At 36.9% G+C, this 21,991-nt stretch carries 14 protein-coding genes; 12 read left to right on the forward strand and 2 right to left on the reverse strand.

Translation table 11 applies throughout. The features are described from left to right. Nucleotides 1–63 precede the first annotated feature (63 nt). From AO58_RS0107285 to AO58_RS0107330, 9 genes are all read left to right on the forward strand, one after another. Nucleotides 64–1,905, forward strand: coding sequence for an endonuclease (locus tag AO58_RS0107285; RefSeq protein ID WP_024981080.1), 1,842 nt, complete (start codon nt 64–66; stop codon nt 1,903–1,905). Nucleotides 1,906–2,006: 101 nt separating this feature from the next. Beyond that, nucleotides 2,007–5,708, forward strand: coding sequence for a phosphoribosylformylglycinamidine synthase (gene purL / locus AO58_RS0107290; RefSeq protein ID WP_024981081.1), 3,702 nt, complete (start codon nt 2,007–2,009; stop codon nt 5,706–5,708). A gap of 346 nt (nt 5,709–6,054) precedes the next feature. Further along, complete coding sequence (locus AO58_RS0107300; protein ID WP_024981082.1) at nt 6,055–7,836, forward strand: AMP-dependent synthetase/ligase; 1,782 nt, start codon at nt 6,055–6,057, stop codon at nt 7,834–7,836. A gap of 341 nt (nt 7,837–8,177) precedes the next feature. Then, a complete protein-coding gene (locus AO58_RS0107305; RefSeq protein ID WP_024981083.1) occupies nt 8,178–8,669 on the forward strand; it encodes a MarR family winged helix-turn-helix transcriptional regulator in 492 nt (163 codons plus the stop codon). A 46-nt stretch (nt 8,670–8,715) separates the two neighbouring features. Beyond that, the gene (locus AO58_RS0107310; protein ID WP_024981084.1) at nt 8,716–11,106 is read left to right on the forward strand and encodes a 3-hydroxyacyl-CoA dehydrogenase/enoyl-CoA hydratase family protein; all 2,391 of its coding nucleotides are present in this window, start codon (nt 8,716–8,718) and stop codon (nt 11,104–11,106) included. A gap of 45 nt (nt 11,107–11,151) precedes the next feature. Then, nucleotides 11,152–11,514 carry a four helix bundle protein gene (locus AO58_RS0107315; RefSeq protein WP_024981085.1) on the forward strand — a complete coding sequence of 121 codons (363 nt, stop codon included), beginning with the start codon at nt 11,152–11,154 and terminating at the stop codon, nt 11,512–11,514. 49 nt (nt 11,515–11,563) lie between these two features. After that, on the forward strand, nt 11,564–12,745 hold the full coding sequence (locus AO58_RS0107320) for a thiolase family protein (protein ID WP_024981086.1): 1,182 nt from the start codon (nt 11,564–11,566) through the stop codon (nt 12,743–12,745). A 131-nt stretch (nt 12,746–12,876) separates the two neighbouring features. Further along, a complete protein-coding gene (locus tag AO58_RS0107325) occupies nt 12,877–13,242 on the forward strand; it encodes a four helix bundle protein (RefSeq protein ID WP_024981087.1) in 366 nt (121 codons plus the stop codon). Between the two features lie 76 nt (nt 13,243–13,318). Next, nucleotides 13,319–15,109, forward strand: a complete 1,791-nt coding sequence (locus AO58_RS0107330) for an acyl-CoA dehydrogenase FadE (RefSeq protein ID WP_024981088.1) — start codon at nt 13,319–13,321, stop codon at nt 15,107–15,109. A 135-nt stretch (nt 15,110–15,244) separates the two neighbouring features. On the opposite strand, the gene AO58_RS0107335 is transcribed toward AO58_RS0107330, so the two are convergent. Both AO58_RS0107335 and AO58_RS0107340 read right to left on the reverse strand, forming a co-directional pair. Next, complete coding sequence (locus AO58_RS0107335; protein WP_024981089.1) at nt 15,245–16,456, reverse strand: TCR/Tet family MFS transporter; 1,212 nt, start codon at nt 16,454–16,456, stop codon at nt 15,245–15,247. Between the two features lie 31 nt (nt 16,457–16,487). Then, nucleotides 16,488–17,549 carry a hypothetical protein gene (locus AO58_RS0107340; RefSeq protein ID WP_024981090.1) on the reverse strand — a complete coding sequence of 354 codons (1,062 nt, stop codon included), beginning with the start codon at nt 17,547–17,549 and terminating at the stop codon, nt 16,488–16,490. A 188-nt stretch (nt 17,550–17,737) separates the two neighbouring features. Between AO58_RS0107340 and AO58_RS0107345 the strand changes: the two genes are divergently transcribed. Genes AO58_RS0107345 through AO58_RS0107355 form a run of 3 tightly spaced genes read left to right on the forward strand, consistent with a single transcriptional unit; the run spans nt 17,738 to nt 21,850 of the window. Further along, the gene (locus AO58_RS0107345) at nt 17,738–18,631 is read left to right on the forward strand and encodes an ABC transporter ATP-binding protein (protein WP_024981091.1); all 894 of its coding nucleotides are present in this window, start codon (nt 17,738–17,740) and stop codon (nt 18,629–18,631) included. 30 nt (nt 18,632–18,661) lie between these two features. Then, nucleotides 18,662–19,498, forward strand: coding sequence for an ABC transporter permease (locus tag AO58_RS0107350; RefSeq protein WP_024981092.1), 837 nt, complete (start codon nt 18,662–18,664; stop codon nt 19,496–19,498). 15 nt (nt 19,499–19,513) lie between these two features. Next, a complete protein-coding gene (locus AO58_RS0107355) occupies nt 19,514–21,850 on the forward strand; it encodes a T9SS type B sorting domain-containing protein (protein ID WP_024981093.1) in 2,337 nt (778 codons plus the stop codon). The last annotated feature ends 141 nt before the right edge of the window (nt 21,851–21,991 follow it).

A 21,991-nucleotide genomic window follows, 5' to 3' on the forward strand; every position in this document is an offset into this window, starting at 1 on the left:
CCTAGGTTCCATTTGTAAAGAATAGCTTTACAAACTTTTAAACATTTTATCCCATTTCACATTATGAAACAAATCTACTCCCTACTTTTTTTAGTCCTCTTTTCAGCGAGTTTTGCCCAAGCTCCGGCTGGATATTATTCCACCGCAACAGGTACAGGCTACACGCTAAAAACCCAATTGTACAACATTATTAAAGACCATACTGTTATTGATTATGCAGGGTTATATGTCACCTATCAAACTTCTGACATTGACAATTTTTTCGAAAAAGACGGTTCCGTTTTAGATATGTATTCGGAGAATCCTGCAGGAACAGACCCTTACAACTACAGCATTGCAGCCACTCAAAGATGTGGCAATTACACTAACGAAGGTGATTGTTATAACAGAGAACACATTATTCCGCAATCGGTATTTAATGAGCTTTCACCAATGGTTTCTGATGCACATTTTATTACGCCAACCGATGGAAAAGTAAATGGAATCCGTTCTAACTATCCGCATTCAGTTGTAGTAACGCCTTCGCAAACTACCTTAAATGGAAGCAAACTGGGAACAAGCACAACAGCCGGTTACAGCGGATTGGTTTTTGAACCCATCGATGAATTCAAAGGAGATATTGCTAGAATGTATTTCTACTTTGCTACTCGATATGAAAATACCGTAGCAGGTTACAACTATGCGATGTTCAACAATACCAGCAATCAAGTTTTTACCACTGCTTTTTTAAATCAATTATTAGCTTGGCACAATCAAGACCCCGTAAGCGCAAGGGAAATTGCAAGAAACAATGCCATTTATGCCAGACAAAACAATAGAAATCCATTTATTGATAACCCAAACTATGTAACCGAAATTTGGAAAGCAGGTACCGTTGATACTGAAGCTCCAACTGCCCCAACCAATCTAGTAGTAACCGAAACCACTACCAATGCAGCAACTTTAACTTGGACTGCGGCAGCAGACAATGTGGGAGTTACAGGCTATGATGTATATGTAAATAGCACCTTGAAAACTTCAGTAACTGGGATAACTACAACTATCACTGGTTTAGCAGCTGAGACAACTTATACCTTTTATTTAATTGCTAGAGACGCTGATAGAAATGCTTCTGTGGCGAGTGCTTCGGTAACGGGAACAACTACGGCTGCCCCATCAGGTGGATCCGGAGCTACAGAGTTATTCTTTTCAGAGTATGTTGAAGGAACTGGTTTTAACAAAGCGTTAGAAATTGCTAACTTTACTGGAGCTGCAGTTGACTTGACAGGTTATTCTATAAAAAAACAATCTAATGGTGCTGGAGCTTGGAGCGCCACAGGACTTAATTTAACTGGAACTTTAAATTCTGGTGCTGTATTTATTTTAGTTGATCCACAAATCACTACAACTTGTTTCACTGTAGCAAATGCCAATCTATCATCAGCTCAAGAAGCATTCAATGGGAATGATCCTATGGGATTATTTAAAAATGGAGTGTTAATCGATATCATAGGAACATTCAATGGAGGATCTCCAAATTTTGCAATTGATGAGACCTTGCGTAGAAAACCGAGCATTACAGGTCCAAACACTACTTTCAACAAAACTGTTGAATGGGATGTATATACTAAGGATACTTGCAATGGATTGGGGAGTCATTCATTGGCAACCCTTTCTAATATTGATTTTGACGCTAATGAATTCAATATTTATCCTAATCCTTCTAATGGAACGGTAAAAATCAATTTTGAAAATGCTAACGACAAACACGACGTTACCATATTTTCTGTTTCGGGACAAAAAGTTTTTGAAAAAGAATACAATAACACCGCTGCTGCGGCTGTAAATAATCTTCAAAAAGGTATTTATTTGGTCAAAGTCACAAAAGAAGGAAAATCAACAACCAAAAAGCTAATTGTAAATTAGATAACGATAAGATAATTTTATTTAAAGCGGCAGCAATTGCCGCTTTTTTTTTAGGCCTTAATTAACTAAATTTGCACCGCAATACAACAAACCCTACAACAATGATTCATTTCTTTGAAAACCAAAGTAACACTGTTTTTGCCGTACACACGCAGAACGAAATTTCAGCTCAAGACATCTCAAAACTCAACTGGCTATTTGCTGATGCCACTAAAATAGAAAAATCCGTCTTGTCGGATTTTTTTGTTGGTCCACGCGCCACTATGATTACGCCTTGGAGTACCAACGCGGTTGAAATTACTCAAAATATGGGTATTTCTGGCATCATCAGAATAGAGGAATTTCAACGTGTCACTCAAGATTTTTCGGATTTTGACCCTATGCTTTCGCAAAAGTTTAGCGAACTCAATCAAGATATTTTTACCATCAATATCCAACCAGAACCTATTTTAGAAATTGACGATATTGAAGGATACAACCAATCCGAAGGTTTGGCTTTGAGTCCAGAAGAAGTGGAGTACCTTTCTAATTTGGCAACCAAATTAGGTCGAAAATTAACCGACTCTGAGATTTTTGCGTTCTCGCAAGCGAATTCAGAGCACTGTCGTCACAAAATTTTTAATGGAACTTTTGTAATTGATGGCGAAGAAAAACCGACTTCTCTTTTCAAATTAATTAAGAAAACCTCAGAAACGAATCCAAACGATATTGTTTCTGCCTATAAAGATAATGTGGCTTTTGTAAAAGGACCAAAAGTGACACAATTTGCACCAAAAAGTGCTGACAAGCCTGATTTTTACGAAGAAAAAGAATTTGACGCCGTACTTTCCTTAAAAGCTGAAACGCACAACTTCCCTACTACTGTAGAACCTTTCAACGGAGCGGCAACAGGTTCTGGTGGTGAAATTCGTGACCGTTTGGCAGGAGGACAAGGTTCGTTGCCATTAGCAGGAACAGCGGTTTATATGACTGCGTATTCTCGATTAAACTCCTTCGACTCCGCTCAGGATGACAGACCTTGGGAAAAAGGAATGGCAGAAAGACCTTGGTTGTACCAAACACCAATGGATATTTTGATTAAAGCTTCGAATGGAGCGTCTGATTTTGGAAACAAATTTGGACAACCGTTGATTACGGGTTCTGTTTTGACTTTCGAACACGAAGAAAACAACCGTAAAATTGGCTACGACAAAGTCATTATGCAAGCGGGTGGAATTGGTTACGGAAAATTAGACCAAGCGATAAAAAAGAAACCTACAGCTGGCGATAAAATCGTTATTTTAGGTGGAGAAAACTATAGAATTGGAATGGGTGGTGCAGCGGTTTCTTCAGCCGATACAGGTGCTTTTGGCTCCGGAATCGAATTGAACGCCGTACAACGTTCTAATCCAGAAATGCAAAAACGTGCTGCGAATGCCATTCGTGGACTAGTAGAAAGCGACCATAACCCTATCGTGTCAATTCACGACCACGGAGCAGGTGGACACCTCAACTGTCTTTCGGAATTGGTAGAAGAAACTGGTGGATTGATTGATTTGGATAAATTACCAGTAGGTGACCCAACGCTTTCTGCTAAGGAAATCATTGGTAACGAATCGCAAGAGCGTATGGGATTAGTGATTGGCGAAAAAGACATTGACACCTTACAACGCATTGCTGATAGAGAACGTTCTCCAATGTACCAAGTAGGTGACGTGACGAACGACCATCGTTTTACTTTTGAATCCAAAACTACAGGAGTAAAACCTATGGATTATGCTTTGGAAGATTTCTTTGGAAGTTCTCCAAAAACGATAATGACAGACAAAAAAGTAGCTGTAAATTATACAGAACTAAATTATACTACTGAAAATATCCCGAACTATCTTAATCAAGTACTGCAATTAGAAGCGGTTGCTTGTAAAGACTGGTTAACCAATAAAGTAGACCGTTGTGTGGGAGGTCGCGTGGCCAAACAACAATGTGCTGGTCCATTGCAATTACCACTTAACAATGTGGGAGTTATGGCTTTGGATTTCAAAGGCAAAGAAGGAATTGCGACCACTGTAGGTCACTCGCCAGTAGCTTCGTTAATTGACCCTGTAGCGGGAACAAGAACTGCTATTGCAGAAGCACTTTCTAATATCGTTTGGGCTCCTTTAAAAGACGGTTTACAATCGGTTTCTTTATCGGCCAACTGGATGTGGGCTTGTAAAAACGAAGGCGAAGATGCTCGTTTGTTCGAAGCAGTTCAAGCGTGTTCTGATTTCGCCATCGAATTAGGAATCAATATCCCAACGGGTAAAGATTCACTTTCAATGAAACAAAAATATCCTAACGACGAGGTTATTGCTCCAGGAACAGTGATTATTTCGGCGGCAGGAAATTGTACCAATATTACCAAAGTTGTCGAACCTGTTTTACAACGCAATGGCGGCAACATTTACTATTTGAACTTATCTCAAGATAGTTTCAAATTGGGTGGTTCTTCGTTTGCTCAAATTTTGAACAAAGTAGGAACCGATGTGCCAAGTATTACCGATGCGGCATATTTTAAAACAGCTTTCAACACCTTACAAGACGCTATCAAAAACCGCCAAATCAAAGCGGGTCACGACGTAGGCAGCGGTGGTTTGATTACTACTTTATTAGAACTTTCGTTTGCAGAAGTAGACTTAGGCGCGACTTATGACTTGAGCGTTCTTGGTGAAGCAGATTCAGTAAAAACACTATTTAATGAAAATATTGCTGTGGTTTTCCAAGCCGATGCAGCCATTGAAGCTCTTTTTGCCGCTCAAAATGTTGAGATTTTCAAAATTGGAACGGTTACCGAAGGAGACTTAGTTACTATTCAAAATAATGCAGATACGTTTACTTTTAACGTAAATGAAACAAGAGATACTTGGTTTAAAACTTCGTATTTGTTAGATGCTAAGCAATCTCGCAACGGAATGGCTGAAGCGCGTTATGCCAATTACAAAAACCAACCGTTAGACTATCAATTCCCTGCGCATTTTACAGGTAAAGCAGCTGTCATTTCGAGCGCAGTCGGTGTCACTTCGAGCGCAGTCGAGAAGCCAAAAGCGGCTATTATCCGTGAAAAAGGAAGTAATTCCGAGCGTGAAATGGCAAACGCTATGTACTTGGCTGGTTTTGATGTGAAAGATGTACATATGACCGATTTGATTTCGGGACGTGAGACATTGGAAGACATTCAGTTTATTGGTGCTGTGGGTGGTTTCTCTAACTCAGATGTTTTGGGCTCTGCCAAAGGTTGGGCGGGTGCTTTCTTGTACAACGAAAAAGCCAATACTGCTTTGAAAAACTTCTTCAAACGTGAAGACACTTTATCTGTGGGAATTTGCAATGGTTGTCAGTTGTGGATGGAATTAGAATTAATTAATCCAGAACATAAAGTACACGGAAAAATGCACCACAATACTTCGAACAAACACGAAAGTATTTTTACCTCGGTAAAAGTGCAAAAAAACAACTCGGTGATGCTTTCTAGCTTAGAAGGTGCTACACTTGGGGTTTGGGTGTCACACGGTGAAGGAAAATTCCATTTACCAGAACAAGAAGCAAATTATAATATCGTAGCAAAATATGGTTATGAAGGCTATCCTTCTAACCCAAATGGTTCGGATTACAACACAGCTATGTTATGTGATGCTACCGGTCGTCACTTGGTGATGATGCCACATATTGAGCGTTCTATTTTCCCTTGGAACTGGGCACATTACCCAGACAACGGGCAAAAAGATGAAGTTTCGCCTTGGTTAGAAGCTTTTGTAAACGCTAGAAAATGGATTGAAAAACAATAAAACATTTTTTACTTTCTGTAAAAAGCTCATTCTAAATAGGAATGAGCTTTTTTTATCAAAAGTTAAAATGATAATGACAACAAAAAAAGAAACCATAATTCCTCATAGCCCCGATGGAAGTGGTATCCTTTGCCGACGGGGTTCGGCGGGAAAGATATAACGAACAGCGGGACAATATATGTTAAAATGCCAATTGTGCCTGCTCTAAAAATGTTAAATCCCATTATTTATGAAAACGATTTCGCTGAATTCCAAACAATTAGTAATCAATAGAATAATTACTTTTACAAAACGTTAGGAAATTAGCATTTTTTATTTAATTTGCGTCAAATTCAATTTATTTACAATGGTCAATATCACACGTCTTTTTGATTTCCCCTACTATCAATTAGAAAAATTTAACTCCATTCCAGATGCTTTAGCGACGAAGCAAAATGGAGTTTGGATCAAAACTTCGACAGAAGAATACATTGCAAAATCGAACACGATTTCAAGAGCATTGCTCCGAATGGGCATTCAAAAAAATGACAAAATTGCCATTATCTCATCCAATAATAGAACCGAATGGCATATTATGGATATTGGGGTATTGCAAACTGGAGCTCAAACGGTGCCGATATATCCTACCATTGGAGAGGAAGACTATGAATATATTTTGAATCATTCTGAATCCAAATATTGTTTTGTCTCGGATGTTGATGTGTACAACAAACTAAAAAACATACAAGCCAATGTGCCGGGCTTAAAGGAAGTATATTCGTTTAATGAGATTGAAGGTTGCCAAAATTGGACTACTTTATTCGCTTTAGGAAATGATGAAAGCAACCAAAATGAAGTAGAGCAACGCAAATCTAGCGTTAACGAAATGGATTTGGCGACTATCATATACACCTCTGGTACCACTGGAAAACCAAAAGGTGTGATGCTTTCTCATCAAAATATTGTTTCGGATGTATTAAATAGTGCGCCAAGAGTTCCTTTTGAATCAGGAAAAAACACTGCCTTAAGCTTCTTGCCAATTTGCCATATTTTTGAACGCATGATTTTGTATTTGTACCAATATTGTGGTGTTTCGGTTTATTTTGGAGAATCGATAGACAAAATTAGCGATAACCTTAAAGAGGTGCGACCTAATGTGATTACTGCCGTGCCTCGCTTACTAGAAAAAGTATACGATAAAATTTATGCCAAAGGAGCTGAATTAACCGGAATCAAAAGATTGCTTTTCTTTTGGGCGATTAATTTGGGCCTACATTATGCGCCGTATGGCGCGAATGGTTTTTGGTATGAATTCCAATTAAAAATTGCTAGAAAATTAATTTTTAGCAAATGGAAAGAAGGATTAGGAGGAAAATTAGATTTAATGGTCTCAGGAAGTGCAGCTTTGCAACCCCGATTATCTAGAGTATTTGCCGCTGCCGAAATTCCAGTAATGGAAGGATATGGTCTAACAGAGACTTCCCCAGTAATTGCTGTAAATGATATGAGAAACAAAGGTTTCAAAGTTGGAACCGTAGGTAAGGTTATTCAAAATGTAGAAGTGAAAATTGCCGAAGATGGAGAAATTCTTTGTAAAGGACCTAACGTAATGATGGGATATTACAAAGACCCTGAAAAAACAGCCGAAGTATTATCAGGTGGTTATTTTCATACGGGAGATATTGGCAACATCGATTCAGAGGGCTTTTTGACCATTACAGATCGAAAAAAAGAAATGTTCAAAACCTCAGGAGGAAAATATATTGCACCTCAAATGATTGAAAACAAAATGAAACAATCTCGTTTTATTGAACAAATCATGGTGATTGGTGATGGTGAAAAAATGCCAGCCGCTTTCATTCAACCTAGTTTTGAATTCATCAAAGAATGGGAAAAATTACATGATATTGAAGTTGGCAAAACCAATCAGGAAGTAATTTCGCATCCAAAAGTTATTGCAAGAATACAGGAAGAAGTAGATCATTTGAATGCTAAATTTGGGAATTGGGAAAAAATAAAACGTTTTGAATTGACTCCAGATGTTTGGTCTATTGATGGCGGTCAACTTACCCCTACCTTAAAACTAAAACGAAAGGTTATCATGGAAATGTATAAACCGTTATATGAAAAAATTTACGGTCAATCATAAAAAAATGCAACCACAACCAAAAGTCCTGATTTACAAATTCAGGACTTTTTTTTTGGAGTATACCGATCAGTTTTTATATATTTTTAAAATCTTAAAAAAAATCTAGCTAGAAAAAGTACTGGTATACCATTAAAAAAAGAGAGTCATTTTGAACAAAGAACCACATAAAGACTTTTTTTTTGCACCTTCCAAAATTGGAGTCAAAAAACTTAATAAAAGATTGAAAATAAAATACAAAATACTGATTATCAGTGTTAAATTTTTATTTTTATAAAAAAACAAAAAAAATAATATGCGTGCATAGTATTTTTTATATATATTTGAAATCGATATAGTAAACTATGAAAGACAAAACAATTGATTACATTTTGAGAGCAACTTGGCAAGCCGTATCTAGAATGTATAACGAAGAAGCTGCTAAATATGATGCCACCATGGCAACAGGATTTGCCTTATTAAGCATTGACAAGGAAGATGGAACACCATCGACTGCTTTGGGACCAAGAATGGGAATGGAAGCTACTAGTTTAACCCGAACACTCAAATCAATGGAAGAAAGAGGGTTGATTTATAGAAAAAAAAATCCAGAAGATGGTCGGGGAGTTTTACTATATCTGACTCCTTTTGGTAAAGAAAAAAGAGACCTTTCCAAAAACACGGTACTTCGGTTCAATGAAACTGTACGTGAACACGTCTCTGAAGAAAAATTACTTCATTTTATGGAGGTAGCCGAAATCATCAATGACTTAATTCTCGAAAAAAGAATTTTCAATACTGAAGATATCACATTCAATGAAAATGATTCTTATTATGATGAGAATGAACTTTCATAAAAAAACGAATTCCAAATTAATCAAAAAAAATAAATAGTAACTAAGTATGAAACGCACAATTAAAAAAGTCGCAGTAATCGGATCTGGAATTATGGGTTCTGGAATTGCTTGCCATTTTGCCAACATTGGTGTTGAAGTCTTGCTTTTGGATATTGTTCCAAGAGAATTGACGGATGCAGAAGCCAAAAAAGGATTAACTCTCGAAAGCAAAATCGTGAGAAACCGATTGGTAAATGATAGTTTAGCTACCGCTTTAAAATCAAAGCCCTCTCCTATTTACAATCAAAAATTCGCAAACCGTATCAGTACTGGAAACACTACAGATGATATGGCGAAAATTGCAGGTGTAGATTGGATTATCGAGGTAGTTGTTGAGCGTTTAGACATCAAAAAATTGGTTTTTGAACAAATTGAAAAATTCAGAAAACCAGGTACTTTGGTAACCTCAAACACTTCTGGTATTCCGATTCACTTCATGAGTGAAGGTCGTAGTGAAGATTTCCAAAAGCACTTCTGCGGAACTCACTTTTTTAACCCTGCGCGTTACTTGAAATTATTCGAAATCATTCCAGGTCCACAAACTTCTACTGAAGTTCTGGATTTCTTAACTGGATATGGTGAGAAATTCTTAGGAAAAACTTCGGTAGTAGCCAAAGACACTCCAGCTTTTATCGGAAACAGAATTGGAATCTACGGAATCCAAAGTTTGTTTCACTTGGTAAAAGAATTGGGATTAACTATTGAAGAAGTTGATAAATTGACAGGACCAGTTATTGGTCGTCCAAAATCGGCTACCTTCAGAACGGTTGACGTTGTAGGACTAGATACTTTGGTACATGTGGCCAACGGAATCTACGAAAACTGCCCAACTGATGAGCAACATGAGTTGTTCAAACTACCAGATTTCGTCAACAAAATGATGGAAAACAAATGGTTGGGAAGTAAAACAGGACAAGGTTTCTACAAAAAAGAAGGCAAAGAAATTTTATCTTTAGACTTAGACACTTTAGAATATCGTGCTGCAAAAAGAGCTTCTTTCGCAACTTTGGAATTGACAAAAACAATTGACAAGCCAATCAATAGATTTAAAGTTTTAGTAAAAGGAAAAGACAAAGCGGGTGAATTCTACAGAAAAAGTTTTGCTGGAATGTTTGCTTATGTTTCGAATAGAATTCCTGAAATCTCAGATGAATTATACAAAATTGACGACGCTATGAAAGCTGGTTTTGGATGGGAAAATGGTCCATTCGAAATTTGGGATGCCATAGGTGTTGAAAAAGGAATTGAAATTATGCAAGCTGAAGGTCTTACTCCTGCTGCATGGGTTACCGAAATGATAGCTACTGGAAATACTAGTTTTTATACAGTAAAAGAAGGTGCTACTTATTTCTACAATGTTCCAACAAAATCACAAACCAAAGTTCCTGGTCAAGATGCATTCATCATCTTGAACAACATACGCGAAACCAAAAAAGTATGGAGCAACAGTGGCGCCATTATTCAAGATTTGGGAGATGGTATCTTAAACTTAGAATTCCAATCTAAAATGAATACTATTGGTGGCGATGTATTGCAAGGAATCAACAAAGCAATCGATCTAGCCGAGAAAGAATACCAAGGTTTAGTAATTGGAAATCAAGCAGCAAACTTTTCTGTTGGAGCCAATATTGGAATGATTTTCATGATGGCTGTAGAGCAAGAATACGACGAATTGAACATGGCGATCAAAATGTTTCAAGACACTATGATGCGCGTGCGTTACTCTGGAATTCCAGTAGTAGTTGCACCACACGGTATGACATTGGGTGGTGGTTGCGAAATGAGTTTACATGCTGACAAAGTTGTAGCTGCAGCTGAATCGTACATTGGATTAGTAGAATTTGGTGTAGGTGTTATTCCTGGTGGTGGTGGATCAAAAGAAATGGCGTTGAGAGCGTCTGATTTGTTCCGTAAAAACGACGTAGAATTGAACGTGCTTCAAGAGTATTTCTTAACAGTGGCAATGGCCAAAGTATCTACATCTGCTTATGAAGCTTTTGACTTAGGTATTTTACAACATGGTAAAGACGTGGTGGTAGTCAACAAAGATCGCCAGATTGCTGAGGCTAAAAAACATGCTTTATTGATGGCCGAAGCTGGTTACACTCAACCTATTCGCAGAAAAGATGTAAAAGTATTAGGAAAACAAGCCTTGGGAATGTTCTTAGTTGGAACTGACCAAATGCAAGCAGGTAAATACATCTCTGAACACGATAAGAAAATTGCCAACAAACTGGCTTATGTAATGGCTGGTGGAGATTTATCTGAAGCGACCTTAGTATCTGAACAATACTTATTGGATATCGAAAGAGAAGCTTTCTTATCGCTTTGTACAGAAAGAAAGACCTTAGAGAGAATTCAATTTATGTTAACTAAAGGGAAACCGTTGAGAAACTAGATTGAAGTACAAAGAATTAAGTATTAAGTATCAAGACCTAGAAATATGCATCAATTTGAGAAATTAAAGATTTGGCAAAAAGCAATGGATATTGCTGTAGATGTTTACAAAGTCACTTCAGAATTACCTTCTGATGAGAAATTTAACTTAACACATCAAATTAAAAAATGTGCCGTTTCTATTCCATCAAATATTGCTGAGGGATCAGGAAGAAACTCAAATAATGAGTTTGTGCATTTTCTTGGTATTGCAAATGGTTCTACTTATGAATTAATCACTCAATTAATGATTTCAAAACGCTTAGAATTAGTTGAAGAAGAAAAAATTACTCCAATCATCTCTAATTTAGTGGAAGTGAGTAACATGAATTTTACTCTTCAAAAATCTCTAAAATCTATTAACAAATAACGATTGGAAAATCTTAATACTTAATTCTCCAATCTTAATACTTTTAACAATGAAAACAGCATATATTGTAAAAGCTTATCGTACAGCCGTAGGAAAAGCACCAAAGGGAGTTTTTAGATTCAAACGCCCTGATGAATTAGCAGCAGAAACCATTCAGTACATGATGAATGAGTTGCCTGATTTTGACAAAACCCGTATTGATGACGTAATGGTTGGAAATGCTATGCCAGAAGCTGAACAAGGCCTAAATGTCGGACGTTTGATTTCTTTGATGGGATTAAAAGTAGACGATGTTCCTGGAGTTACCGTAAACAGATACTGTGCTTCAGGTTTAGAAACTATCGGGATGGCAACTGCCAAAATCCAATCTGGAATGGCACATTGTATCATTGCAGGTGGAGCTGAAAGTATGAGTTATATTCCAATGGGAGGTTACAAACCAACACCAGATTACAAAGTGGCTGCAGCTGGTCACGAAGATTACTACTGGGGAATGGGATTGACTTCTGAAGCGGTAGCAAAACAATTCAACATTTCTCGTGCAGACCAAGATGAGTTTGCTTTTCAATCGCACAATAAAGCCTTAAAAGCCCAAGCAGAAGGAAAATTTGACAACCAAATTGTACCTATTACAGTTGAGCAAACTTTTATCAATGAAAATGGTAAAAAAGAAACCAAATCTTATGTGGTAACTAAAGATGAAGGCCCAAGAGTTGGTACTTCGTTGGAAGGACTAGCAGGTCTTAGAGCTGTTTTTGCAGCAGACGGAAGTGTAACAGCAGGTAACTCTTCTCAAATGAGTGATGGTGCTGCTTTCGTTTTGGTGATGAGCGAAGAAATGGTAAAAGAATTAAACATTCAGCCGATTGCCCGTTTGGTAAACTTTGCTTCTGCTGGTGTAGAACCAAGAATTATGGGAATTGGTCCGGTAAAAGCCATTCCAAAAGCCTTAAAACAAGCAGGATTGACACTAAATGACATCGATTTGATTGAGCTAAATGAGGCTTTTGCTTCTCAAGCTTTAGCAGTAACTAGAGAGCTCAACTTAAATCCTGACATCATCAACGTAAACGGTGGAGCTATTGCTTTAGGTCACCCTCTAGGTTGTACAGGTGCTAAACTTTCGGTTCAATTATTCGACGAAATGAAACGCAGAGGCAACAAATACGGAATTGTTTCTATGTGCGTAGGTACAGGACAAGGAAGTGCAGGGATATTTGAGTTGGTGTAAAAGGAGATAATAGATGAGAGACGGATGGATAATAGATTTTTGTTCAATTTTATCAAATCAAAATCTTTCATCTATCCGTCTATCCATCTGTTACCTATCATCTTTCAGTCTATCATCGAAAATTTAAAAACATGAGCGAATTCAAAAGACATAATTTCAAAAAACTAAAAATTTGGCAAATGGCAATGGAGATTGCTAAACTAATTTTAGATGCAACGGATACATTTCCAGTTTCTGAAAAATTTGGATTGAAAAGTCAAATGGATCGATCTACTGTTTCTATGCCATCAAATATTGCAGAAGGATCAAGTAGAACAGATAAATCTTTTAGTTATTTTCTGAATATATCTTTAGGATCGTCTTTTGAACTACAAACACAACTTTTACTTGCAAATCATAGAAAATATATAACAGACGAATACACCAATTTTATTGAAATAAAAATTGAAGAATTTCAAAAGGCAACAATGTCATTTCAAAACACATTAAATAAATAACTTATAAATTAATTCATAAATAATCGGCGTCTATTATCTATTCGTCTATTATCTATCATCTAAATTTAAAAAAAACATGAGCAATAAAACAAGAGGTGGTCAATTCATCGTAAAGGAAACAAAATGTGAAGATATTTTCACACCAGCAGATTTTAATGAAGAGCAATTAATGATGCGTGACTCTGTAAAAGAGTTCGTAGACAAAGAATTATGGGCTCATAAAGCTCGTTTTGAGAAAAAAGATTACGCTTATACTGAAGAAACCATGCGTAAAGCTGGTGAACTAGGTTTACTTGGCGTAGCTGTTCCAGAAGCTTATGGCGGATTAGGAATGGGATTCGTATCGACTATGTTGGTTTGTGACTATATCTCTGGAGCAACGGGATCATTCTCTACAGCTTTTGGAGCACACACAGGTATCGGTACTATGCCAATTACTTTGTATGGTACAGAAGAACAAAAATTAAAGTATGTTCCAAAATTGGCTTCAGGTGAGTGGTTTGGTGCGTATTGTTTGACTGAGCCAGGTGCTGGATCGGATGCTAACTCTGGAAAAACAAAAGCAGTTTTATCTGAAGATGGAAAATATTACAGCATCACAGGACAAAAAATGTGGATTTCTAACGCAGGATTTTGTTCGCTTTTCATTGTTTTCGCTAGAATTGGCGATGACAAAAACATTACAGGTTTCATCGTAGAAAACGATCCATCTAACGGAATTTCTATGAATGAAGAGGAACACAAATTAGGTATTCGTTCTTCTTCTACACGTCAGGTGTTCTTTAATGACACTAAAGTTCCTGTTGAAAACATGTTATCTGAAAGAGGTAACGGATTCAAAATTGCGATGAATGCGTTGAACGTGGGACGTATCAAATTGGCAGCAGCTTGTTTGGACGCTCAGAGAAGAGTAATTACGGAGTCTGTAAAATATTCAAATGAAAGAATTCAGTTCAATACTTCTATTTCTCAATTTGGAGCTATCCGTGCGAAATTAGCTGAAATGGCAACTTCATGCTACGCTGGTGAAAGTGCTTCATACCGTGCAGCAAAAGATATCGAAGACAGAATCATCGAGCGTGAAGCAGCTGGATCAACGCATCAAGAAGCGGAATTAAAAGGAGTGGAAGAATATGCTATCGAGTGCTCTATCTTGAAAGTAGCGGTTTCTGAAGACGTTCAAAACTGTTCTGATGAAGGTATACAAATTTTTGGTGGAATGGGATTCTCTGAAGATACTCCGATGGAAAGTGCTTGGAGAGATGCACGTATCGCTCGTATCTACGAAGGAACGAACGAAATCAACCGTATGCTATCTGTAGGTATGTTGATCAAAAAAGCTATGAAAGGTCACGTAGATTTATTAGGACCAGCTTCTGAAGTACAAGCGGAATTAATGGGAATTCCTTCTTTCGAAACACCTGATTATTCTGAATTATTTGCTGAAGAAAAGGAAATGATTGGCAAATTGAAAAAAGCGTTCCTAATGGTAGCAGGCGGAGCCGTTCAAAAATACGGCCCAGACTTAGAAGCGCACCAACAATTATTGATGGCTGCTTCTGATATTTTGATTGAAATTTACATGGCTGAAAGTACCATTTTACGTACTGAAAAATTAGCTAAAACTAATGGTGCAGACAACGTAAAAGAGCAAATCGCAATGGCACAATTGTACTTATACAAAGCCGTAGATATCATTACTCAAAAAGGTAAAGAGGGCATCGCTTCGTTTGCTGAAGGTGATGAACAACGTATGATGTTAATGGGATTGCGTCGTTATACGAAATATACCAATATGCCAAATGTTGTGAGTTTAAGAGAGCAAATTGCTGCTAAACTTGTGAACGAAAACGCATATTGTTTCTAAGATTTTTTTTAGTTTTTATTTGTTTAAAGAAGTCGGCTTGTGTGGTACAAGTCGGCTTTTTTATTTCCATAAAATCCGCAAATTACCATTGATAAGAATGAAAATAATTAGCGAATTTGCGGTATTGTTGAAAAACTATCTTTTGTTAGATAATGTGCGATACGAAAGGTAAAAACTGATCAAAGTCAAGCAAGAGGCCAAGAAAAAAGGAGCGCCAGGCAAATAAATCGGGCCATTTTTGACGGTCGCAAAGGCGAATAAATTGGTCATCAATAAAGGTCCAAATACGCCACACAAACTCATCAAACTCGTTAAGGCACCTTGTAATTCTCCTTGTTCGTTAGCAGGCACTTGACTCGATATCACTCCTTGAATACTAGGCCCAGCGATTCCACCCAAACAATACGGAATCAAAAATACGAACATCATCCAACTTTCGGTAGCCAAACCAAACAATAGTAATCCAATAGCAGAAAACGACATCCCTAAGTAAATAGATTTCGTTTGTCCTAATCGAGGAATGATCTTCCGAATCAAAAATCCTTGAACAAAAGCGACTAATACTCCAACTACAGCAAGCGAATAGCCCACAATTTCGGCTGTCCAATTGAATTTGTAAATTGTATAAAACGACCAATTAGATTGTACCGCGTGAGAGGCGATAAAAGTTAAAACCAACGAGACCACTAATCCCGAAACCACTGGATATTTCTTTAAATTTCGCAAGGAACTAATTGGATTGGCACGTTTCCATTCAAAAGCCCTACGATGGTCTTTGGATAAGGATTCTGGTAAAACAAAATAACCGTAGATGACATTCAACAATGTAAGTCCAGCAGCAATCAAAAAAGGCACATTCGTACCCCATTTGCTACTTATACCTCCAATTACAGGGCCAATAATAAAACCTAAACCAAAAGCGGCGCCTATCAAACCAAAATTTTGTGCTCTTTTTTCGGGTGTACTAATATCAGCAATATAAGCCGTAGCAGTACTAAAACTCGCGCCCATGATTCCCGCTATAATTCGGCCCACAAAAAGCCACGCTATGGATGGTGCAAAGGCATGAAATATATAATCCAATCCCAGTCCAAATAGCGATAGTAACAAAATAGGTCGTCTACCAAAACGATCACTTAAGCCACCCAAAATAGGAGAAAAAAGAAACTGCATGATGGCGTATGAAAACAACAACCAACCTCCATATTTTGAAGCTTCACTGATTCCATGCCCAGTAAGGTTTTCAATCAATTTGGGTACTATTGGAATAATAATTCCCAAACCAATGACATCTACTAGAACAGTAATAAAAATAAACAGCAAGGCATTATTATTTTGTCTTATCATAAAAAATAAAATCAACTAATGAAATGTAACATTAAAAGCCCGGGCTAATATGAGTGTTTTTAAAATTTCGGGTCACAAAATCAAAAGCCGCATTCATAATACCTCCCATTGATTTAGCATGTTTAAAATTGATATCATGGGTATAATTGAATAATTCTTGCTTTAATCGATTCACGTGCTCTATGGGAGCCACGGGATCATTGGTCATAATTTGAACCAATCGTTTGATTCTATTTTCGTATGATTTAATTCTTTTGGCCATAGCAGAACGTTCCTCATACTTGTATTGTTCGATAGAACTTTCTTGTAATTTATCTTTCACCAATAGCACCATGGGGTAATTTTCTTTGAAAAATTGAGGGCGATACACTTTAAAATTTCCTTCATAAGTTTGTTGATCAAAATCAATCGCTCGAATGCGATACACCACTTGATCAAAATCGTGTGTGGGAACAATTACATAATTATAAGCCCTCATATCCCCTAGCAGACGGATCATACAACGTTCATTAAACTTAACAAATTCCTTCGCGATTTGTGCTTTGGCCGTTTCTGAACATTTTGACAAACGTTCTTTCATGAACATATCGCCTGGAATACCCATAATATGCTCCTCCACCAATGTGTCACCATACACTAAAAAGTTAATTTTATCTGGCGAAAGTATGTGTTCAAACTCTAAACCATATACTCTAGATGCGTCGGCTTTTTTAATATAAAAGTGAGTATAATTGTCGTTTAAAATATTTCTAACTTTAATACGGAACGGCTTCGAATTCCCGAACGTACAATAATCGATACAGTCGATATTGAGGTATTTTATGATATTGGTATTTCCATCAGAATGAAGTAAGGAATAAATTTTCATCAGCGTCAAATCGATCTCAGCCCTTTCAAATTCATTATAATACACGCGAATCCAAAGCGTATCGTTGTTTTTTTTATCGTATACATTTATGGCACCCGAAAATCGTAATAAATCATCGTAAAAAATAGGCACTTTTGAAATGCGTTCAAATCGCTCTAAATATTCCATTAAAGGCTTGTTGATAGGATAAGATGGCTTTTTAAAAACCATTAACGGCTCGCTCATAAGAATGTATTTTTTACAAATTTAAGTAATTTCAGTTGTTATGCTGAGAAAACCCATGCTTGACAAGGTTTTTTATTCCTTTTTAAAACAAATTTTATATCGAATACACTTTTGTGGTATAAAAAAGTAAGCAAATGAGTAACAAATACTGTATTGAGTCGTCCTATAATAAACTAAAAATAACGCACTTGGAAACTATACTCAGCATCAATAATCTCAACAAACGATATGGCAAAATACAAGCCTTGAAAAATGTTTCGTTTGAGATAAAAAAAGGCAATGTTTACGGAATTTTGGGCCCAAATGGAAGTGGTAAATCTACCACACTAGGCATTACACTCAATGTAGTTAATGCTTCATCCGGCAACTATCAATGGTTTGATGGAACAACAGAAACGCATGAGGCGCTCAAAAAAGTAGGCGCCATCATCGAAAGGCCTAATTTTTATCCGTACATGACTGCACATGAAAATCTTAAATTAGTGTGCAAAATAAAAAACATCAATTATTCTAAAATTGAAGAAAAATTAGAATTGGTAGGGCTTATCGAAAGAAAAGACAGCAAATTCAGCACTTTTTCTTTGGGTATGAAACAACGCTTGGCCATTGCCTCTGCCCTACTCAACGATCCCGAGATTTTGATTTTGGATGAACCCACCAATGGTTTAGATCCACAAGGTATTCATCAAATTCGGGATATTATCAAAAAAATAGCCGCTTTAGGCACCACAATTTTGTTGGCCTCCCACCTTTTAGACGAAGTAGAAAAAGTATGCTCTCACGTTGTTGTTTTACAAAAAGGCGAAATTTTGTATGCTGGTCCTGTGGACGGAATAGCTGCAAATGAAGGATTTTTTGAACTAGAAGCAGATGACAATCAAGCACTCAAAGCCATGCTGCAAACACATCCTGCTGTAGAAAAAGTGGTCGATGAAGATGCTAAAATATTGGTCTACTTGAAAAGCGAGTGGCCAGCATCAGATTTGAATCGCTACTTATTTGACAATCAGATCACGCTAAAGCACCTTGTAAAACGTAAAAACAGTTTGGAGGAGCAATTTTTAACATTGACCAAAAAATAGTTTACTTTCTCTACCTCTAAAAATAAAATCATGAAACGATTACTCGCTATAGAACTCCAAAAAATCTGGTTGAATAAAGCCAGTAGAGTCCTTACTCTTACTTATTTTATATTGCTTTCCTTTATCGCCTTAATTGCCTCTATCAAATTTGATTTGGGTGTTTTCAAATTTCACTTGGCCGAAATGGGTATCTTTAACTTCCCTTTTATTTGGCATTTCAACACCTATATTGCCGCTATTTTAAAATTCTTTTTAGCCATTGTTATTGTTTCGATGATGGCCAACGAATACAGTTATGGCACGCTAAAACAAAACCTCATCGATGGTATGAGCAAAAAAGAACTGGTATTATCTAAATTCCTAACTGTAGTTTCATTTGCAGCGGCTTCTACTGTGTTCGTTTTTGTCATGAGTTTAATTTTGGGATTATGCTTTTCTTCTTACACTGAAATTGGTATCATTTTTTCGGATTTGGAATATGTTTTGGCCTTTTTTGTAAAACTAGTCGGATTCTTTTCTTTGTGTTTGTTTGCTGGTATTTTGGTCAAACGTTCGGCTTTTGCTTTAGGCTTTATATTAGTATTATCAATAGTAGAAGGAATAGCTGACGGAATTTTAACCTTTAAAATATTTCCTGACAGCCCAATTGCAGGCTACATTACCCAATTTTTTCCCTTGGAAGCTATGTCAAATTTAATTACCGAACCTTTCACCAGATTATCGGTGGTACAAAATATCGGTTCGCAATTAGGGGTTGAAAACACCAAAGAATATGGCGTAGGATTCGGTAGCCTACTAATTGTTATAGCTTGGACGGGGATTCTAAATTACGCATCATACAATATATTGAAAAAGCGAGATTTATAGTATATTTGTCATACTATGCGACTCCATCTCCTTTTATTTTTACTAGTTTATTTTTATTTTCTTCCAGAAATTAAAGCCCAAAACATAACTGTTGATGATACATTTAGTACACAACATTTGGTTGAAAAAGTATTGGTAAATAGTTCTTGTGCACAAGTATCTAATTTTATCAGCTCAGGAGATACATTTACCGCTGGTCGAAAAAGTCTTGGTTTTTTTGACTTTAATTGCAGTTCTTTCCCTTTCAAACAAGGAATTTTCTTGAGTACATGGAGCAGTAGTAACACTCCTGGTCCATACTTGGCTAATCAAGACGATAATGGAATTAATAATGGAGTTTCTAATTGGAAAGGCGATGCTGATTTGGATGCTATTTTGGGGATCTCAAGCATTAATGCCTCAGTGATCGGATTTGATTTTGTGCCTTTGACTGATTTTATAAGTTTTAATTACGTGTTTGCTTCTAATGAATACTACTCGTATTTTCCTTGCGAATATTCAGATGGCTTTGCTTTTTTGATTAAAGAAAAAGGAAGCACCGGTACGTATCAAAATTTAGCGGTGCTTCCAGAATCTACAACTCCTGTGGCCTCAACTAGCGTGCATCCCTTCATCGATCCAACTAACACTAACAATGGTATCAAGCCCGGATGTCCTGCCAAAAACGAGGTGTATTTTGGAGGATATAATTCTTTTACAAGTCCCATAAATTATGCTGGGCAAACTAAAGTTTTAACCGCAAGCTCCAAAGTTACCGCTGGCAAAACCTATGAAATAAAACTAGTGATTGCGGATGATCGATTAGTGGATTATAACTCGGCTGTTTTTATCGAAGCAGGAAGCTTTACTTCCAAAATTGATTTGGGGCCTGATCGTTTGTTGTCGACCAATACCCCAGTTTGTTTTGGGGAACAAGTGATCCTAAATACCAATCTTCCTGCTACCAACAGTTTTGAATGGTTCAAAGATGGTTTAAAGATTACGGGCGCAAACCAACCTACCTATTCGGTTACAACTCCTGGAACATACAAAGTAGCCGTTGCTTTTTCACCAACTTGTATTATTACTGAAGAAATTAAAATAGAATTTGCACCAGATCTTGTTTTTAGCAATAGTGTAATCCTGCAATGCGATACTGATACCGATGGCTTGACAACTTATGATTTACAAACCTACGATACTGCCCTCAAAAATATCGATACCAAAATTGCCAAGACCAATTGGTTTCTCAACTTGATGGATGCTCAGAATAACAGTAATGCATTGACTAGTTTAGCTGCTTTTAACAATACGAGTGTCGATCAAGTGCTTTATGTAAAAGCGACTTCTATTTACGGTTGTACAAAAATTGTTACAGTGACTTTGAGTACGGCTACTACAGTAGTACCTAGTCCGAGTCCCATAGAAATTTGCGATCAAGATTCAAAACAAGATGGCTTGTCCCAGTTTGATTTAGCTATTCAAGTAACTCCCCTTATTTTGAGTGGACTACCTAATGTATTGATCGTAGATTATTATTTATCCAATGAAGATGCTTTGGTGGAGAAAAATAAAATCAACCTCAATTTTACCAATACTCAAGCATTGCAACAAACCATTTATGCTAGAATTAAAAATGGTACCGACTGTTACGGCATCACTCCAATTACTTTGGTTGTCAACACTTTTGATCCGGTAGATTTTGAACCTACCACAGCTTTTATTTGTGCGGAGAGCAATACAACTCTCCGTGTAGCCGATGATTTCACAAGTTATGTTTGGAATACTGGCGCTACCACAGCATCGATTGTGGTGTCTCAAGCGGGTAAGTATTTTGTTTCGGTTACTAACGAAAAAGGGTGTCAAAAAACAAAAGACTTTATTGTAGTATCCTCTGAAAAAGCGGTGTTTTTAAATGCTGTTGTTAATGATTTTGCTGGTAATAAAAACACCATTACGCTAAATTTCTCAGGAACTGGATATTATGAATTTTCACTGGATGGTAGTCAATATCAAGACAGTCCCACTTTTGGCAATATGGCGCCCGGAAGTTATACGGCCTATATTCGAGATAAAAATGGTTGTGGTATAACTGTTAGTGATTTAATTTATGTGTTGGATTATCCTCGCTTTTTTACTCCAAATGGTGACGGGTATAATGATACATGGAAAATCAAGAATTGGGAGACTTTGCCCGCTTCAAGAATCTTACTTTTTGATCGCTATGGAAAACTGGTAAAAGAATTAAGCCACGGCAGTGAAGGCTGGAACGGAACCTTTACGGGATCCCCCTTGCCCTCGGATGATTATTGGTTTCAACTGATTTTGCGAGAGGGTAAAATCATCAAGGGGCATTTTAGCTTGAAGCGCTAAACTATCGATTGTTTATTACCTAAATCCGCTGAAAAAACGTGATTATAATTCTTATTCTTACTCTTTTTTTATCCACTTATTAAGACTATTTTTGGTTTTGAAATCTCAATACCAAGTGGTTGATTGTGACTAAAAAAGCCA

It is taken from the genome of Flavobacterium succinicans LMG 10402, from assembly GCF_000611675.1.
Lineage (GTDB): Bacteria > Bacteroidota > Bacteroidia > Flavobacteriales > Flavobacteriaceae > Flavobacterium > Flavobacterium succinicans.

Bases quoted from the DNA above. Each gene is read 5' to 3' on its own strand.
- AO58_RS0107305 (WP_024981083.1), top strand. From the start codon at position 8,178: ATGAAAGACAAAACAATTGATTACATTTTGAGAGCAACTTGGCAAGCC.
- AO58_RS0107330 (WP_024981088.1), top strand. From the start codon at position 13,319: ATGAGCAATAAAACAAGAGGTGGTCAATTCATCGTAAAGGAAACAAAA.
- AO58_RS0107285 (WP_024981080.1), top strand. From the start codon at position 64: ATGAAACAAATCTACTCCCTACTTTTTTTAGTCCTCTTTTCAGCGAGT.
- AO58_RS0107310 (WP_024981084.1), top strand. From the start codon at position 8,716: ATGAAACGCACAATTAAAAAAGTCGCAGTAATCGGATCTGGAATTATG.
- AO58_RS0107315 (WP_024981085.1), top strand. From the start codon at position 11,152: ATGCATCAATTTGAGAAATTAAAGATTTGGCAAAAAGCAATGGATATT.
- AO58_RS0107300 (WP_024981082.1), top strand. From the start codon at position 6,055: ATGGTCAATATCACACGTCTTTTTGATTTCCCCTACTATCAATTAGAA.
- AO58_RS0107335 (WP_024981089.1), bottom strand. From the start codon at position 16,456: ATGATAAGACAAAATAATAATGCCTTGCTGTTTATTTTTATTACTGTT.
- AO58_RS0107320 (WP_024981086.1), top strand. From the start codon at position 11,564: ATGAAAACAGCATATATTGTAAAAGCTTATCGTACAGCCGTAGGAAAA.
- AO58_RS0107325 (WP_024981087.1), top strand. From the start codon at position 12,877: ATGAGCGAATTCAAAAGACATAATTTCAAAAAACTAAAAATTTGGCAA.
- AO58_RS0107355 (WP_024981093.1), top strand. From the start codon at position 19,514: ATGCGACTCCATCTCCTTTTATTTTTACTAGTTTATTTTTATTTTCTT.
- AO58_RS0107350 (WP_024981092.1), top strand. From the start codon at position 18,662: ATGAAACGATTACTCGCTATAGAACTCCAAAAAATCTGGTTGAATAAA.
- AO58_RS0107340 (WP_024981090.1), bottom strand. From the start codon at position 17,549: ATGAGCGAGCCGTTAATGGTTTTTAAAAAGCCATCTTATCCTATCAAC.
- purL (WP_024981081.1), top strand. From the start codon at position 2,007: ATGATTCATTTCTTTGAAAACCAAAGTAACACTGTTTTTGCCGTACAC.